Consider the following 16,197-nt stretch of genomic DNA (forward strand, 5'->3'; position numbering starts at 1 on the left):
CATGCTTCGAAAAATTCTGTTTCTTATTTCACTTTACCTTCTGACCGGCTTTGCTTTTTCACAGGAGCGAAAAGATTCGTTGGACCATTTGCCCATTGAATACGGGCGTTTTGTCAGGAATAAGAATCAACGCTTTGGCTTTTATGAACGTTTAAAGAAAAACAGCAAGGACGAATTCTATGTAGAAGTTTATAAATCCGTTGGAAAAGCACAAACAGATGTGGTCGATTTTAAGATCAACCGTTTTAAATTCCCTTCTGTTGATTCGATTGAATTTTTCATTCATGAAAACCGCATTCCGGGTATACACATCAGCGAGATTAAACAGCGGATATTCTTACCGGCTTCCAATAAAGATTACGATGTGGTGGCAAAATTCAGGGGAACCGTTGTTTCAACTCTTCATGTTTCCGTCCTACCGGTTGTTACCCAGAAAGTCCGGATTGTTCCTTTATTGAAAACGAAAATCAACCGGGATAGCCTGGAAAAAGAGTTGAATGCCTTCTTTGCCCCTGCCAATGTCCGGTTTGAGGTAACCATTGAACCGCGTTTCGAAAATGATGCGCTGGAAGTTTCGGATGCATTTGAAAATCCGGGTTCCGATCGCTTGAAATATACCGATCAGATGCGGCACACGCGGGATGTTTACAAGAATATCTACAAGGAAAAAACGGTCAATACCCTGTTGTTTTTTGTTGTTCCCGGGTTTGTCAATCCGAAATGGAAAGGCTACATGGTCCGGAATAAATCGCTGGGTTTTGTAGTGAATACAGATTCCAGGCAATTATCCCATGCAATTGCAGGAGAATACGTGGATGGTTTTGCAAATGTAGAAGCCATCGATCTGTTCAGAAGAGAACGCGACAAATGGAACCTGGATAACGAAGAGTGGGTCAGGATCAACAAAAATCCGCACATTTATTCCATCATCGATGACTATGAAGAAGTGGTGACCAATAACGGGTTAATCGCTTATTATTTCTTCGAGCAGTCAAAAGACGGAACGATCGTACTTAAGAACAACAGTTTTTTAGCTTCGATCAGCCGCCCGATGAAGAAGAATACCTATTCGTATCATCTTCAAATCGACAATATTCTCTACAAAACATTGTTCCGCATCCGGTCAAAACCGTTCAATGCGCTGCACATCCTGAGTGTATTGGGGTCTGTTTTCGGGTGTGTTTATGGTTTCCGAAAACTGCGTGCATTTGTCAGGAAACGCATGAAAAAGCCGCTTTGGGTGAATATACTTTCACGGTTCATCCAGTGGACCGGGATGATCGTATTGTCATACGTACTGGTTAAAGCAGTCGATATGGGATACGGGTGGTTTGAAGTTACCGACGGGATTATCAAATCCTATTCCGGGCTCAACGAGAAAAAAGTAGCGGATCTCTTATTCAATAATACACACCCGAATAAGCTAGAAGAAAAGAATATTGGTTCGGAGTTGATCATCAAGCGGAAAACCAATTATTTCCTGTATGAACGGAAGAAAGTGCTTTACTTCAAAATGAATGTTTCCAAAGGGAATATCCTGAAGTTGCGCCTGATTGCAAACTCGGATTCCCTGAAGACCTCCCTGCTGGATGAACCGGTTGAAGCAGAAAGCCATTACATGGTCGTGAAAATCTATTCTGCGAAGGGAAAATGGCTGCGCGACCAAGTGTACAATCATTTGGGTGTTGACCTTACTGCTAAATTAAAATTGCAGGATCCGCCCAAACGCGTACTGGTTTTTGTAAACGGTTACCGTCCGACTTCCCTGGGAAGTACTTTCGAAGAAAATTTTGAAGACATTCGCAGCAACGGCCTGGAGTTCCCGAATTCACTCAACCGTTTGTTTACGGAGGACCGCTACAATTACTGGAATCCGTGGAGGCAAATCGATGACACCTTCAAACTGCGCATCAACCCTACGGAATATTATTACGCCGACGGACACCACTCCGTTTCGACCTCCAATCACCGGAGCCTGTTGAATTTTACCACAAATTCCAATTTGTACCCGAAACGGTGCAGAAATCCGAAACACCACACCTGTTATACTACCAGTACGGTGGGATCTAAAATTTTCGGTTCCAAAAAAGCTCGGACTTACAGTTTACTCGCTACGAAATCCAACAAAAGAGGATTTGCCATCCGTTCAAACGGCGGAAGGATTGCCGGCAGGAATTTGTATCAAATGCTCAATGAATTACCGAACTCGTCTAAAAATGACACGCTTTACCTGGTGGTCCACAGCATGGGCTTTGCGTATGCCCAGGGAATGATTGATCAGCTTCGCGGGAAGATTAATTTCGGAGGATACTACATTTTAGCTCCCGAAAATGCATCGGCAGGAACTGTCAACCAGAAAGAATGGAAGCAGGTTTGGCAGTATGGAAGTAACCTGCATACGGTTGGACAGGATGCTCCGTGCCTGCAGGATGGTGTTGCACCGCAGGCTTCCGTGAAAGGCCTCACGGAAAAGCAGCGAATCTATTTCCCGCGATCGCTCTACAAGCACAAAGGCTATTTCGATTCCCATTTTATTGGCTATTACGACTGGGTGCTGCACATCCCCGGGAATCAGAAAGGACATATCCAGCAGCGGTAAAATCCGATTAATGTATGGAGGGTAGTTTGAGCAATTGATTTACCTTTTTTGTGGTATTGCACAATACTCTATCCCGAAGCAATTTTGCTATTTAGAATTATTCTACATAGCATGAACCTGTATTTAGATAGTCGCAACCAGTTAATAAGCCTCGGATTCAGGGAGTTGGTCCAGTCCATTCTTGGCGAGGTATTGGTGGAGTGGCATTCCGGAAATCCAAAGGCAGGGCAGGTGCTATCGGATCAAAAGCAGGTAATAGTTTACAATTTCGCCGATAATTACCTGGAAATTGAGAATAATCTGAAAACGAATCCGGAAGATACGAACAGCATTAAGGTAGTTTTGATTATCAGCGGGGATGTGTCTGCTCTTCCGAAACTGGTTTCTTACGGCGTTTCAGGATTCATTGATATGAATTGCACCAGGAACGAACTGAAGGAAGCTTTCCAGAAGATTTTGCACAACCAGAATTACTATTGCGAACAGGTTTGGAATAAGATCCTGAACCAGGATGAAGAAATTACCTCTCCGGCGCAATTCAGTCTCACCAAACGCGAAATAGAAATAGTGGAATCCTTACTGAACGGGAAAACCACGGCAGAAATAAGCCGGGAACTGGGGCTTAGTCCGCACACCGTTCAGACCCATCGCAAGAATTGTTTTAAGAAACTAAAAGTGAAATCTCTCTCCGAACTTTTGCTGTTCGAAATGGAAAATCAAGTATTCAAAAAATAAACCTACCCTTAAAAAGGTATTTTTTTCCGCTGATTTTGGCGATTGCGTCCACTTCGTTTGAAACCTAATTTTGCAATCGTTATTTAGATTAAGTATAAATTAAAACAATCCTACAACGGATACCATAAATACAACAAACATGAAAAAAGGATTACTTCTATCGTTCCTGGCATTTGCAGGATTTTCAAACGCACAGTTGGTAAGCGACTCAGTAACGATGGGCGCAGGATATGCAAACAACATTTGGTACAGCTTGCAAAATGACGAGCAGGGAACAGCACAGGCTGCTAACAACTGGGATTTGGGATTTGCTACAACAATCAGCCCTTCAAACCCATTGGCAGCATCTATCATCTTCAATAACAAGATCGGGGCGGTGTACGCGGTACCGGGTTCCAACGGAACAGATTTGGCTACAGCGGATACAACAGGAATGGCGTCATGGACTCCGCTTTACAATTCCGAAGAAACCTGGAGCGAAGGAGCTTTGAACGCTGCAAGCGCAGGCGGAACGGATTACGGTTGGGGAAATTACGATGCTGTAAACCATACAGGAATCGTTGCAAACCGCGTTTTTGCGATTAAATACACAAACAACTCCGTGAAATTGTTTACGGTTTCCTTGTCGTTCATGAGTTCTTCCTATACGGTTGATTACTCCAACGCTGACCACAGCGGAACGGGATCTGCAACAGTAGGGATCACTGCTTATGCAACCAAAAACTTTGTTTATTTACCATTAGGTGGTGCTGTGGTTGACAGAGAACCGGCTTCCACGACCTGGGATTTATTGTTTACTCAATACGCTGCAAACAACGGGGCTCCTTACCCATACAACATGGTAACAGGTATTTTGCACAATGTGGGAGTAGAAGTAGCGGAAGTTCACCCGGTGAACAACCCTGAAACAGACATGTCTTTCGGTATTGCAACTTATTCAGAAGACATCAACACAATCGGTTACGACTGGAAAACCTATTCCGGATCTTACACCATCGAAGATTCATTGGTTTACTTCGTAAAAGATGTAGACGGGGATTACTGGAGATTGATCATGACAGGTTTCTCGGGAACAAGCCTGGGTAAATTTAATTTCAAGAAAGAAAAAGTATCGTCTTTGGGGATTACTGAGAACAAGGAATTGATCTCCGGAATTTTCCCGAATCCTGCTGCAAACCAGGTAACCGTAATGGTTGATTCAGAATCAGATGCAACGGTAAAAGTGGTGAGCATGACAGGTCAGGTGGTATTTGAAAATGCTGCAACCTCCAATGCTTTACAGGCAATGACTATTTCAACTGTAGATTTCACAAACGGGGTTTACCTGGTTCAGGTTTCCAACGGAGCTGCAACAACTACACAACGTTTGGTTGTACAACATTAATCTTCCGCTTAAAAAGAAAAGATGAAAAAGATTGGTTTTTTATTTCTGGCTCTTTTGGCACTGACTACAGCTTGTAATTCAGGAGCAAAGCAGGAAGAACAAAAAGAAGCAAAAGTCGAAGCAAAACGAATCGTTTCTCTGAGCGGTTCAATAACAGAAATCATCTACGCAGTGGGTTCCCAAAAGGAACTCATTGGCGTGGATGTGACCAGCACTTATCCGGCAGCAGCTGAAAAGCTGACGAATTTGGGGCACGTGCGTAAACTGGCGGTAGAGAGCTTGCTGGCATTGAATCCTACACACGTGGTTATGCTGGAAGATGAGGTTTCACCGGATTTGAAATCTAAATTGAAGCAGGCGAAGATCGAATTGGTAACCTTCAAACACCCGAACAGTGTAGCAGATGCAAAGTCTTTGATAAAAGATGTTGCTAAGTGGCTGGGTAAAGAAGATGCTTCCAAAGAGTTGACTGCTAAGATCGATGCAGATATCCAAAAATTGAGCAAGCTTGACAAAAAGCCGAAAGTACTGTTCGTTTATGCAAGAGGTGCGGGAACATTGATGGTTGCCGGAGAAAATACTCCGCTTGAAAAAATGATCGTTTTGGCGGGCGGAGAAAATGCAGGGAAAGGTTTCACGGACTTCAAACCTCTGACAAGCGAATCGGTGATTGCGGCAAACCCGGATGTGATCCTGATGTTCACTTCAGGAGCGCAAAGCCTGGGGCCTGACGGAATTTTCAACGTACCGGGAGTAGCAACAACAACAGCAGGAAAAAACAAAGCGCTGATCCAGATGGACGGCCAGTTATTGAGCGGGTTCGGTCCGCGTGTAGCTGAAGCGCTTACGGAATTGAATAAAGCGTTTAAAAAGATCAAATAGTTCAAAGAAGGTTCAAAGGAAGTTCAATAGTGTAAAAAGCTCCAAAGGTTAATTAAACTCTTTGAACATTTAAACCTTTTGAACCTTGAACTTTTTGGAACAAAAAGTTATGTCAAGACAGCGGATAATAGGTCTTTTGTTAGTGGTTTTACTGATAGTTTGCTTTGTAATAAACTTGTCAGTAGGGAACGTTCATGTCCCGGTGTCCCATGTCTTTGGCAGTTTGATTGAAAAAGTCGGTTTTACGACCGGTCTGAAAATAACGGATATCGAATACCAGGTAGTTTACAACATTCGGTTTCCAAGAGCAGTCTATTCCTGTTTGATAGGTGCAGGATTAGCAGTTTCAGGTGCGGCATTACAGGGAATATTCAGGAACCCTTTGGTCGATTCCGCTTTAATCGGGATCTCAACGGGTGCCTCTCTTTTTGCATCACTATTCATTTTGTTCAACGGATTGGTTCCCTGGTTGATTATTTTCAACGAGGGACTTTCCCTTTCTATCGTAGCCTTTCTGGGAGCTTCCATCGTGGCATTTATCGTTTACCGCTTGTCGCTGAGTAATGGCGAGATCAATTCGTTGACCCTGATTCTTGCAGGGATTGCTTTGAATGCGCTGACAGCTGCACTGACCGGGTTGCTGACTTACTTTGCAACCGATGATGAATTGCGCGATCTGACCTTCTGGACACTGGGAAGTTTGGGGTCTGCAAACAACGATTCTGTGATCTTGCTGGCTGTTTTCACCATTGTCCCGATGATCGTTATATTCTTCCGTGCCAAAAGCTTGAATGTACTGGCACTGGGCGAAAGCAACGCACAATACATGGGCTATCAAGTGAAAACTATTAAGTTGCTGGTGATTATCTGTTCAACCTGCATGGTTGGTTCTGCCGTTTCCATGGCCGGAGTAATCGGTTTTATCGGTTTGGTGGTTCCGCATATCATTCGCATTGTAGCAGGGCCCGACCACAAAGTGCTATTGCCTTTCAGTGCGTTTTTCGGGGCAATCCTGCTTTCGGTGGCAGATATGATCTCACGGACCATTTTACCTCCCACGGAAGTGCCGATCGGAATCATTACCGCATTGATGGGAACCCCGGTTTTCATTGCAATCATTTTTAAACACAAACGCAAATTCTCGGTGTGATAGAAGCAAAAAACATAGCGTTTGGAGTCAAAGGCAGACAAATCCTGCAGCCGGTCAGTTTTACGACCGAACAGGAAGAGTTTATCGTGATCCTTGGTCCGAACGGAGCTGGAAAAAGTACCCTGGTGAAATTGCTTTCCAGCGGATTGCAACCGAGCTCGGGAAGTGTTTCCTATTACGGGAAGGAACTGAACGAATGGACGATTGACCAATTGGCCAAGTACCGCGCATACATGCACCAGGAAAGCATGATCGCTTCCAGTTTTACGGTCCGTGAAGTGTTGGAAATGGCCCGTTACCGTTACCCGGAAACAAAAAATCAGTTCAACAAAACAGTGATTGAGAAAATTGTGAAAGAACTGAATCTGCAGGCACTTTTGGATGTGGAATTCAATTTCCTTTCCGGGGGAGAAAAGCAGCGGGTACAATTCGGAAGGGTATTGCTGCAATTGGAAAGCGAAGGAGAAATCCAGCCGGTGAAGTATTTGTTCCTGGATGAACCGCTCAACAACCTGGATGTGCGCTACCAGATCGAATTGCTGAAATATGCCCGCAAGTTTGTAGACGATAAGCGCGGAAGTGTGATTGTAGTCATGCACGACATCAATTTGTGCTACCAGTATGCGGACCGTGTGTTGTTGATGAAGCAGGGAAAAGTGATCATGGACGGAACCGTTCAGGAAGTCATGAGCCCGGAACTACTAAGTGAAACATATCAAATCGAATTGGAAAAAATCCAATCACTGGACGGAGAAGTGTTTTACCGGCACATCTCTTATACATCCAGCCTGTTAAGTAATAATGAAATAAGAGGAGGCGCTGCCTCCGATAGATGATTTGCGGTAGCAAATCAGGAATGAATTAAATAAACAACAACAATGGAAACAACTTTGTCATTAAAAGAAGCTTTCGAACAACTGAAAGAAAGCGAACCGAAATTGAGAATCAGAGAATATGCGAAGCGTTTGAATGCTTCAGAGGCGGAATTAGTTGCTTTGGGTGTTGGAACGACAGCAGTTCGTTTGCGCCCTGAATTTGTAGCAATCTTGCGTGAGATCGAATCATTGGGTTTTGTAATGGCTTTGACACGCAATGACGATGTGGTTCACGAACGTAAAGGAATTTACGAGAACTTCAGCACAACTCCGCATGCATCCCTTTTCGTAGGAAAAGATATCGATTTGCGTATTTTCCCAAATTCCTGGGCATATGCATTTGCAGTAACCGAAGGAGATGAGAAACCACGTCATAGCTTGCAGTTCTTTACAACAGACGGAGTTGCTACGCACAAAATCTACCTGGAGTCGAAAAGCAATATGGAAGCTTATGAAGCTTTGGTCGCAAAATACAAAGACGAAAACCAGTCTTCGGAATTGGAAATCGGTGCTTTATTGCCATTGGAATCTCCTGAATTACCGGATAGCGAAATCGACGTGAAAGCATTCCAGGAAGGATGGATCAACCTGAAAGATACGCACGAGTTCTTCGGTTTGCTGAGAAAGCACAAATTAACCAGAACACAGGCTTTGCGTTTCGCCCCGGATGAAACTTATGCGAAAAAGACCGACAACAAAGCTTTGCGAAGAGCATTGGAAGCAGCTGCAAAAGAGCAGGTTTCCATCATGGTATTTGTTGGGAATGCAGGAATGATTCAAATCCACACCGGTGAAGTGAAAAATATCGTAGAGCATGGCCCGTGGATCAATGTATTGGACCCGCTATTCAACCTGCATGCAAAAGAAGATGCCATTGCTGAATCCTGGATTGTACGCAAACCAACGGAAGACGGAATCGTCACTTCCCTGGAGTTATTCAACGCGAAAAAAGAATTGGTGTGTACGCTTTTTGGAGCACGCAAACCGGGAGTTCCCGAATTGGAATCCTGGAGAAAATTGATCGCAGAATTGTAAATCATGAATCCAAAAGCGTATTTGCTTATTTTGATGAGTATCCTGAGTGGTTTGGCGACTGCTCAGGATACTTTATACATCAAAGATGAAGCGGGGATAGCTGTGCCGTTTGCACAAGTCGCCATCCAGAACCCGGATGCGAAGAAAACAAATTATGTTCAATCGGATGAACGGGGAATCCTGGTCGTTCCGGAGGCTTTTTACGCAACTGGAAAGCAACTGATTGTGAAAGTCAGTACGGACGGTTTTCACCAGGAAACCGATACCATTTCAAAAGGAAAAAATCACCGTGTTCAGCTGCGCACAAACGCCAAAGACATCGGTGAAGTAGTCATTACCGGGCAATTGGGTGCGGGATCGGTAACCAATTCCACGAATAAAGTAAAACTGATCGACCGCGCCACCATCGAAGCGAAAGGAGCGGTAAATCTGCGCGATTTATTGCAAAACGAATTGAATATCCGCATCAGCCAGGACCAAATCCTCGGAAGCGGAATGTCGATGCTGGGAATCAGCGGGGAAGGAGTCAAAATCCTGATAGACGGAGTTCCGGTAATCGGCCGCCAAAACGGAAACATCGATTTGAGCCAGATCAACCTTTCCAACATCGAACGGGTGGAAATCGTAGAAGGACCACTCAGTACCAACTATGGAAGTAACGCCATGGCAGGTACCATTAATCTGATCACTAAAAAGCCGAAAAACAAAGGCTACGACATAAACTTAGGAGCTTTCTACGAAACGGTCGGGAATTACAACCTGAACCTCGGAGTGACTTCGCGCGTGAAGAATCACGCCATTTCTGCATACGGAGCACGCAATTTTTTTGACGGCTGGACACCCGGCGACAAAGCCATCGAATTCCCGAAAAAGGAACTGGCAGATTCCGGGCGCTTCCAGCAGTGGAAAATGAAAGAACAGTATTTGGGCGGATTGAAATACTCCTGGAAATTCAAAAAAATAGAACTGATTCCTTCACTGGATCTTTTCCGGGAGAAAATCGTGAACCGCGGTTACCCCAGAGCGCCCTATCAGATTTCAGCTTTTGACGACGAATACGTGACCAATCGCCAGAATGCTGGACTGGAAGTAATCGGCTGGTTGAAAAAAGATTTGAAACTGGATGTACAGCTGAACTATTCCAATTACAAACGCATCAAGAATTCTTACCTGACGGATCTCACCACACTTGACCGCAAATTGCTGGCGATGTCGGAACAGGACACTTCGCGTTTTATTCTTTATTTCAACCGCGTTACCCTGACCCGGAATAATTTCGACCGCAAGTTCAATTACGAAGTCGGTTACGATATCAACTACGAAGAAGGATTCGGGAACCGCATTGAGAACAAACGGAAAGAAATCGGAGATTACGCGCTTTTCGGTACATTCAATTGGGCGCCCTGGAATTGGCTGCACCTGAAACCGGGATTGCGCTTTACCTATAATTCGCTCTACAAAGAAGCATTTATGCCGGCTTTGAATGTGAAATTGGGAAAGAAAAAACACATTTTGCGCGGAAGTATTGCCTCGGGGTTCCGTTCGCCTTCCATCAAGGAATTGTACATGGAGTTTGTGGATATCAACCACAACATTCACGGAAACCCGGACTTGAAACCCGAAATCGCGAACCACGTGCAGGGGTGGTATAACTTCAATTGGGAACCGAAGAAATTCCAGTTAGGATTTGAGTTGTCCGGGTATTACCAGGATATTCACAACCGCATCAGTTTGTCGCAATCCGCAGACGGAGTGAATTACAGCTATTTCAACATCGATCAGTTTTATGCAAGAGGAATTCAATCCTTGGTGAAAGTGGGGCAAAAACAATGGAATGTAAATGTCGGATTTAACTATATCGGAACGGCTTCCAACTATTCGGACAATCGATATGCCTATTCGCCGGAATTGGTTTCAAACGTTTCTTACCAGTTAAAGAACGGAACAACCAAATTCAGCGCTTTCTATAAATACACCGGGAAAGTGGTTGCTTACTTCCTGAATGAAGATGCTTCCATTACGCAATCCTTCATTTCCGATTACAGTTTATTGGATTTACAGGTTCAGCAATGGTTCCTGAAGAAAACACTGAGCGTTTCACTGGGCGGCAAGAACTTACTGAATGTGACGAATATCAATGCGGGAAGCGGAACTTCCGGCGGTGCACACGTTTCCGGTTCGGGAACAGCACCGATTGCCTGGGGAAGAAGTTTCTACCTGAATATTACTTATTTGATAAAATCAAAGCAATGAAAAAAGCACTTTTAATCGCATTGATCCCGGTTTTAGGCGCATGCTTTAAAAAAGAAATCCCGGTTGAAAAGCCAGTTTCAGGTGCAACGACTGCACAGGTAGAGTTGGGCGGAAATTACGCCAACCAGATCTATTACGATTTGGAAACCAATTCCATTATCCGTCAAAACAACCGCGAAGTGTGGGATTTGGCTTTCGAAGCGGGAGACAACGGTTTTCACGTCCTGCTGAACGAATCGCGGATTATGGCTGCTGCACTTTCCAACGAAACAGATATTACGGCTCTGACTTCCGATGCCGGTTTAACTTATACCTGGGATTATCATACCGGGAACCTGGATTCGACAGCGATCGGAGATTGGCAGAGTTTGGGGAAAGTGTATGCCATTGATTTGGGAACAGCACTTACCGGTGGCAACCTGGGAAAGAAAAAACTGAAAGTGGTTTCCGTATCAACAACCGAATACCAGATCCAGTTTGCGGATTTGAGCAGCTCTTCCATTCAAACCTTCACAATCCCGAAATCAACAACGGCCGGGTTTACTTATTTTTCCATGACCGGAAGCGGATCTTTGAAAGACATCGAACCGGATAAAGCGACCTGGGATTTGATATTCACGGCTTACTGTCATGTTTTCGATGAACATACGCCTTATTCGGTGGTTGGAGTTTTGTCGAACCGCTACGGAGTAAAAGTACAGGAAGTAAGTATTCCTTTTGAGAATATGACCCACGCAGACATTGTGGAATCGGCATTTGAAGACCGCATTAACGTAATCGGTTACGACTGGAAAACCTACGATTTCGACAACGGAACATATGTGGTGAACAGCAACCGCACGTTTATCGTGAAAACCGTTTTGGGCCGTTATTATAAAATGCGGTTCGTGGATTACTACAATGAAAACGGTGTAAAAGGCGCTCCGAAATTCGAATTGCAGGAATTGATTCCTTAAATAATACCGGTAGGCACATGATTAATCGCGTGGCCTACTTTGTTTTATCCTGTTTTTTGATCCAAAATTCACCACTTACCTGATATTGGGTAGTATCCTGATTTTGTTGGGTTACTTCGTAATAGATATATTGATAATACCCGGAAATTTCATAATATCCCGCCTTTTTTTTCAAGGTCCCTTCTATATGTATATCGCTTGAAGAATAGCTTGGTCCAATTGGAGGACCGCTTCCTCCCCAACCGGAAACAGTTAGGATTCCGGATACCAGCTTTCCATCTCTTTTGAGTGTGAAATCCACGTCATCGTACAACGAATTCGAGCAATTGATCTCATTTTTACTTACGGAAACTATTTTAATATAATGCTTTCTGTATGAATCGATTCTAATTCCGTTTTTAGTATAGTGTCCTGAAAAAAATGCGTCATAACCTCTGAGATGAGATTTGTCCTTATAACATCCGAACAAAAGCAATAGAATAGCAAAGGAAATAAAAGCGAGTTTCATGAGGCGGTTTTTTTGATTCGAATTAAAGGTAAAACAATTCTATTTTATTTAAAGGATGCGTCAATGAATATTTTAGCTAACCAAACCAAACACTATGAGCATGATTAATCATCCAGGCCAATTTTGACGAATGGTGTTTTCTGGTTTACCACAGATGTGCAGATTTTTAGCCCGGTTAATACTTATCACGTGTCGCCAATAGCTTTAGCGCAGGTGCACCACCTCGCCTTTTAAGAATACCAACAATTTATAAATTTTGCAATACAGAGGCGACTGGTAAGCGCCTCTCTTTATCTGTGCATCAGTGGTCAAAAATTAAGAGTGGGTGAGCATGGTGATTAATTCCCGATTAATCGCATGGCGACTGTTTTATATGACTGATTTCGCCGGAAAAAAAGTAAATTTGCCCCAAATAATTTAACAATGGCTCAAAAACCGGCAATCCCAAAAGGGACCAGAGATTTCCTACCAGACGAGGTAGCTCGCCGTACGTATATTTTCGACACGATCAAATCCGTTTTCAAAAGTTACGGGTTTGCACCGATCGAAACACCTTCTTTCGAACTTTCCACCACTTTATTGGGGAAATACGGAGAGGAAGGAGACCGCTTGATATTCCGCATTTTGAATTCAGGGGAAAAAATGAAAAAGGCCGATTTGGAAGCCTTGCAATCGGAAAACTTAGCGCGTTTTGCAAATTCATTGGCAGAAAAAGCTTTGCGCTACGATCTAACCGTGCCTTTTGCACGTTTCGTGGTGCAGCACCAGAATGAGTTATCATTTCCCTTCAAACGCTACCAGATCCAGCCTGTTTGGCGAGCCGATCGTCCGCAGCACGGCCGTTACCAGGAATTTTACCAGTGTGACGCCGATGTAGTCGGTTCGGATTCCTTATTGTATGAAGTGGATTTCGTGCAGATTTTCGACCAGGTATTGACGAATCTCCGGATTCCCGGCTTTACGATTCTAATCAACAACCGCAAAATCCTTTCAGGAATTGCAGAAGTTTCAGGCGAGAGCGACAAACTGATCGATATCACGGTTGCCATCGACAAGCTGGATAAAATCGGTGAAGAAGGTGTGGTGAAGGAATTGAAAGAAAAAGGCGTTTCAGACAAAGCGATCGAAATCATTTCTCCGTTATTTAAAACGAACGGCGATAATGAAGCGCGTTTGGAACAAATGAAATCCTTCCTTTCAAACTCAGAAATTGGGTTGAAAGGAATAGCAGAGTTGGAATTCGTTTTGAACCAAACCAAAGAATTGGGACTGGAACGTGCAGAAGTTGTTTTCGACGTAACCCTTGCGCGCGGACTGAACTATTACACCGGAGCTATTTTCGAGGTGAAAGTGCACGATGTAAAAATGGGATCGATCTGCGGTGGCGGACGCTACGATGATTTGACCGGCTTGTTCGGACTTTCCGGGCTTTCGGGAGTTGGGATTTCTTTCGGGGCAGACCGCATTTACGACGTATTGAACGAATTGAATTTATACCCGGAAGATACCAATGCCGGCTTGACATTGCTGTTCGCGAACTTTGGTGACAAGGAAGCAGCCTATTGCATGAAACTGACGAAAAAATTACGTCAAATCGGTGTGGACTGTGAAGTGTATCCGAGCGCTGCCAAGATGCAAAAGCAATTCAAGTACGCCGATAACCGCAAGGTGAAGTATGTGGCATTGATCGGTGAAGATGAACTGAACAAAGGACAGTTGCAGATCAAGAACATGGAATCGGGAGAACAGCAGGCAATGACGGAGAACGAATTGCTTCATTTTTTTAAAGCTTAAAACAACATGGACCATTTTATCATAGATAATCAATGGGTTTCTTTAGAGAAACTCGATCAGATACTCGCTTCGAACGCCAAAATTTCGATCAGTGAAGAAGCAAAAGCAGCCATCGTAAAATGCCGCACTTATTTAGATGAGAAAGTAGCAAAAAGCGACCGGTTGATTTACGGAGTAAATACCGGTTTCGGAAGTTTGTGCGATACGGCGATTTCTTCCGAAGACCTGGAACAATTGCAGCGAAACCTGGTACTTTCCCACGCATGTGGAATGGGGGAGCGCGTTCCGGAAGAAATCGTGAGAAGATTATTGATCCTGAAAGTGATGGGACTTTCCCACGGAGCTTCAGGTGTTCAGCTTGAAACCGTAGAACGGTTGGTTTTCTTCTTCAACAATCACATTCACCCGGTTGTTTTCCAGCAGGGAAGTTTGGGTGCTTCCGGTGATTTGGCTCCTTTGGCGCATTTGGTATTGCCGATTTTGGGTGAAGGAACAGTGCTGTTCGAAGGAAAAGAATACACCTCTCAGGAAATCAATGAGCGTTTTGGCCTTCAGCCGATTGCTCTGAGATCGAAAGAAGGATTGGCCTTGCTGAACGGAACACAATTCATGTCGGGATACGCTTCTTACGCCATTTCCCATGCACGCAAATTGTGGAAGCAATTCAACGAAGTTGCTGCAATTTCCCTGGATGGGTACGACGGGCGCAAAGAACCGTTTGGCGTTCAGGTAAACGAAATCCGCAACCAGGTCGGACAAATCAAAACAGCAGAGATTTTCAGAAATCTATTGGCCGACAGTGAATTGGCAAACCGTGAAAAGGCACATGTACAGGATCCGTATTCATTCCGATGCATTCCGCAGGTTCACGGAGCTTCTTACGATACGATTGAACATTGCGCAACGATCGTGGAACGCGAGATCAACGCGGTAACAGATAATCCAACCGTTTTCCCCGATGATGACATCGTGGTTTCTGCCGGGAATTTCCACGGACAACCGCTTGCCCTGGCAATGGACTTTTTAGCAATAGCTTTGGCAGAAATGGGAAGCATCAGCGAACGCCGCATTTACAAATCCATTTCCGGAACACGCCATTTACCGGCGTTTTTGGTGGCAAAACCAGGATTGAATTCCGGTTTCATGATTACGCAATATACCTGCGCTTCGATCGTGAGCCAGAACAAACAGTTGTGTACACCGGCAAGTATCGATACCATTGATTCCAGCAACGGGCAGGAAGATCATGTTTCCATGGGAGCCAACGCAGCAACAAAATTATTCCGGGTGATTGACAATTGTTATTCGATCCAGGGAATTGAGATTCTGCATGCATGTCAGTCGCTGGAATTCCGCAGACCGGCTAAATCCGGACAGCGCCAGGAAGAGATATTTGCTAACTTTAGAGGCAAAGTTCCTTTTGTGAAGGAAGACGGGTACATGCACCCATTGATGCAGGCAAGTAAAGAATTTGTAAAAAACGGAATATGAACGAAGACTATATGAACATCAACCAGGAAACAGAACAGAACCAAAAAAGACCGGTATTGTTGACCGTACTTTGTATTTTGAGTTTTATAACCGTAGGTTTCGGTTTGCTGGGCGTTTTATTTACCCTGATCGGTGGCGAACCGAGCCCGGAAAAAATCCAGGAAGCCTACAACCAGCTTATTCAAACCGCAAGCGAAATGCGGGATAAGCAACTGACAACCATTGCAGATATGATTGAACAGGCAGCAGATTTGACTGTTTATCAGCAGCACCGTTACTGGGCTGTTTTGGGAATCAATGCTTTGACGATGATTACCGGATTCGTAGGTGTATTGTTTATGTTCAGAGGAAAGCGCTTAGGATTTCACCTGTACATTATTTACAACCTGATCAGCATCGGAGGAACATTCCTGATTGTTCCTTCTCACATGGTACCGATGGTTTCCGTCATCATGAACCTGATTATTTCCGGATTGTTTATCTTCCTTTACGCTTTGAACCTGAAGTGGATGAATAAGTAATTGAAAATTCAAAA

The 16,197-nt window shown here is 44.2% G+C and carries 13 protein-coding genes; 12 read left to right on the forward strand and 1 reads right to left on the reverse strand.

From position 1 onward, the window contains the following. Position 1: 1 nt before the first annotated feature. From ABDW02_RS16495 to ABDW02_RS16535, 9 genes are all read left to right on the forward strand, one after another. Complete coding sequence (locus ABDW02_RS16495; RefSeq protein WP_343636465.1) at positions 2-2,599, forward strand: hypothetical protein; 2,598 nt, start codon at positions 2-4, stop codon at positions 2,597-2,599. A 111-nt stretch (positions 2,600-2,710) separates the two neighbouring features. Next, positions 2,711-3,334: a LuxR C-terminal-related transcriptional regulator gene (locus tag ABDW02_RS16500; protein ID WP_343636467.1), complete on the forward strand. Its 624-nt coding sequence runs from the start codon at positions 2,711-2,713 to the stop codon at positions 3,332-3,334. 139 nt (positions 3,335-3,473) lie between these two features. Next, a complete protein-coding gene (locus tag ABDW02_RS16505) occupies positions 3,474-4,718 on the forward strand; it encodes a T9SS type A sorting domain-containing protein (RefSeq protein WP_343636469.1) in 1,245 nt (414 codons plus the stop codon). A 21-nt stretch (positions 4,719-4,739) separates the two neighbouring features. Next, the gene (locus ABDW02_RS16510) at positions 4,740-5,600 is read left to right on the forward strand and encodes an ABC transporter substrate-binding protein (RefSeq protein ID WP_343636471.1); all 861 of its coding nucleotides are present in this window, start codon (positions 4,740-4,742) and stop codon (positions 5,598-5,600) included. Between the two features lie 109 nt (positions 5,601-5,709). Then, positions 5,710-6,750, forward strand: coding sequence for an iron ABC transporter permease (locus tag ABDW02_RS16515; RefSeq protein ID WP_343636473.1), 1,041 nt, complete (start codon positions 5,710-5,712; stop codon positions 6,748-6,750). Next, positions 6,747-7,586, forward strand: a complete 840-nt coding sequence (locus ABDW02_RS16520; RefSeq protein WP_343636474.1) for an ATP-binding cassette domain-containing protein — start codon at positions 6,747-6,749, stop codon at positions 7,584-7,586. The genes ABDW02_RS16515 and ABDW02_RS16520 overlap by 4 nt, the downstream gene beginning before the upstream one ends. A gap of 42 nt (positions 7,587-7,628) precedes the next feature. Then, positions 7,629-8,660: a ChuX/HutX family heme-like substrate-binding protein gene (locus ABDW02_RS16525; protein WP_343636476.1), complete on the forward strand. Its 1,032-nt coding sequence runs from the start codon at positions 7,629-7,631 to the stop codon at positions 8,658-8,660. 3 nt (positions 8,661-8,663) lie between these two features. Continuing rightward, positions 8,664-10,913 carry a TonB-dependent receptor plug domain-containing protein gene (locus tag ABDW02_RS16530; RefSeq protein ID WP_343636478.1) on the forward strand — a complete coding sequence of 750 codons (2,250 nt, stop codon included), beginning with the start codon at positions 8,664-8,666 and terminating at the stop codon, positions 10,911-10,913. Further along, positions 10,910-11,869 carry an HmuY family protein gene (locus tag ABDW02_RS16535; protein ID WP_343636480.1) on the forward strand — a complete coding sequence of 320 codons (960 nt, stop codon included), beginning with the start codon at positions 10,910-10,912 and terminating at the stop codon, positions 11,867-11,869. Before ABDW02_RS16530 ends, ABDW02_RS16535 begins: the two co-directional genes overlap by 4 nt. 34 nt (positions 11,870-11,903) lie before the next feature. Here ABDW02_RS16535 and ABDW02_RS16540 read toward each other — a convergent pair whose 3' ends face one another. Beyond that, on the reverse strand, positions 11,904-12,377 hold the full coding sequence (locus ABDW02_RS16540) for a hypothetical protein (RefSeq protein ID WP_343636482.1): 474 nt from the start codon (positions 12,375-12,377) through the stop codon (positions 11,904-11,906). Between the two features lie 423 nt (positions 12,378-12,800). Here ABDW02_RS16540 and hisS point away from each other — a divergent pair, with 423 nt between their 5' ends. The 3 genes from hisS to ABDW02_RS16555 are packed head-to-tail and all read left to right on the forward strand — an operon-like array spanning position 12,801 to position 16,183. Beyond that, positions 12,801-14,171, forward strand: coding sequence for a histidine--tRNA ligase (gene hisS / locus ABDW02_RS16545; RefSeq protein ID WP_343636484.1), 1,371 nt, complete (start codon positions 12,801-12,803; stop codon positions 14,169-14,171). A gap of 6 nt (positions 14,172-14,177) precedes the next feature. After that, on the forward strand, positions 14,178-15,662 hold the full coding sequence (hutH, locus tag ABDW02_RS16550; protein ID WP_343636486.1) for a histidine ammonia-lyase: 1,485 nt from the start codon (positions 14,178-14,180) through the stop codon (positions 15,660-15,662). Continuing rightward, positions 15,659-16,183, forward strand: coding sequence for a hypothetical protein (locus ABDW02_RS16555; RefSeq protein ID WP_343636488.1), 525 nt, complete (start codon positions 15,659-15,661; stop codon positions 16,181-16,183). Before hutH ends, ABDW02_RS16555 begins: the two co-directional genes overlap by 4 nt. Positions 16,184-16,197 lie beyond the last annotated feature (14 nt).

This window comes from Fluviicola sp., assembly GCF_039596395.1.
GTDB lineage: Bacteria > Bacteroidota > Bacteroidia > Flavobacteriales_D > Crocinitomicaceae > Fluviicola.

Coding starts and splice junctions, on each gene's coding strand:
- ABDW02_RS16555 (WP_343636488.1), top strand. CDS start 15,659: ATGAACGAAGACTATATGAACATCAACCAGGAAACAGAACAGAACCAA.
- hisS (WP_343636484.1), top strand. CDS start 12,801: ATGGCTCAAAAACCGGCAATCCCAAAAGGGACCAGAGATTTCCTACCA.
- ABDW02_RS16525 (WP_343636476.1), top strand. CDS start 7,629: ATGGAAACAACTTTGTCATTAAAAGAAGCTTTCGAACAACTGAAAGAA.
- ABDW02_RS16495 (WP_343636465.1), top strand. CDS start 2: ATGCTTCGAAAAATTCTGTTTCTTATTTCACTTTACCTTCTGACCGGC.
- ABDW02_RS16530 (WP_343636478.1), top strand. CDS start 8,664: ATGAATCCAAAAGCGTATTTGCTTATTTTGATGAGTATCCTGAGTGGT.
- ABDW02_RS16510 (WP_343636471.1), top strand. CDS start 4,740: ATGAAAAAGATTGGTTTTTTATTTCTGGCTCTTTTGGCACTGACTACA.
- ABDW02_RS16515 (WP_343636473.1), top strand. CDS start 5,710: ATGTCAAGACAGCGGATAATAGGTCTTTTGTTAGTGGTTTTACTGATA.
- ABDW02_RS16500 (WP_343636467.1), top strand. CDS start 2,711: ATGAACCTGTATTTAGATAGTCGCAACCAGTTAATAAGCCTCGGATTC.
- ABDW02_RS16505 (WP_343636469.1), top strand. CDS start 3,474: ATGAAAAAAGGATTACTTCTATCGTTCCTGGCATTTGCAGGATTTTCA.
- ABDW02_RS16540 (WP_343636482.1), bottom strand. CDS start 12,377: ATGAAACTCGCTTTTATTTCCTTTGCTATTCTATTGCTTTTGTTCGGA.
- hutH (WP_343636486.1), top strand. CDS start 14,178: ATGGACCATTTTATCATAGATAATCAATGGGTTTCTTTAGAGAAACTC.
- ABDW02_RS16535 (WP_343636480.1), top strand. CDS start 10,910: ATGAAAAAAGCACTTTTAATCGCATTGATCCCGGTTTTAGGCGCATGC.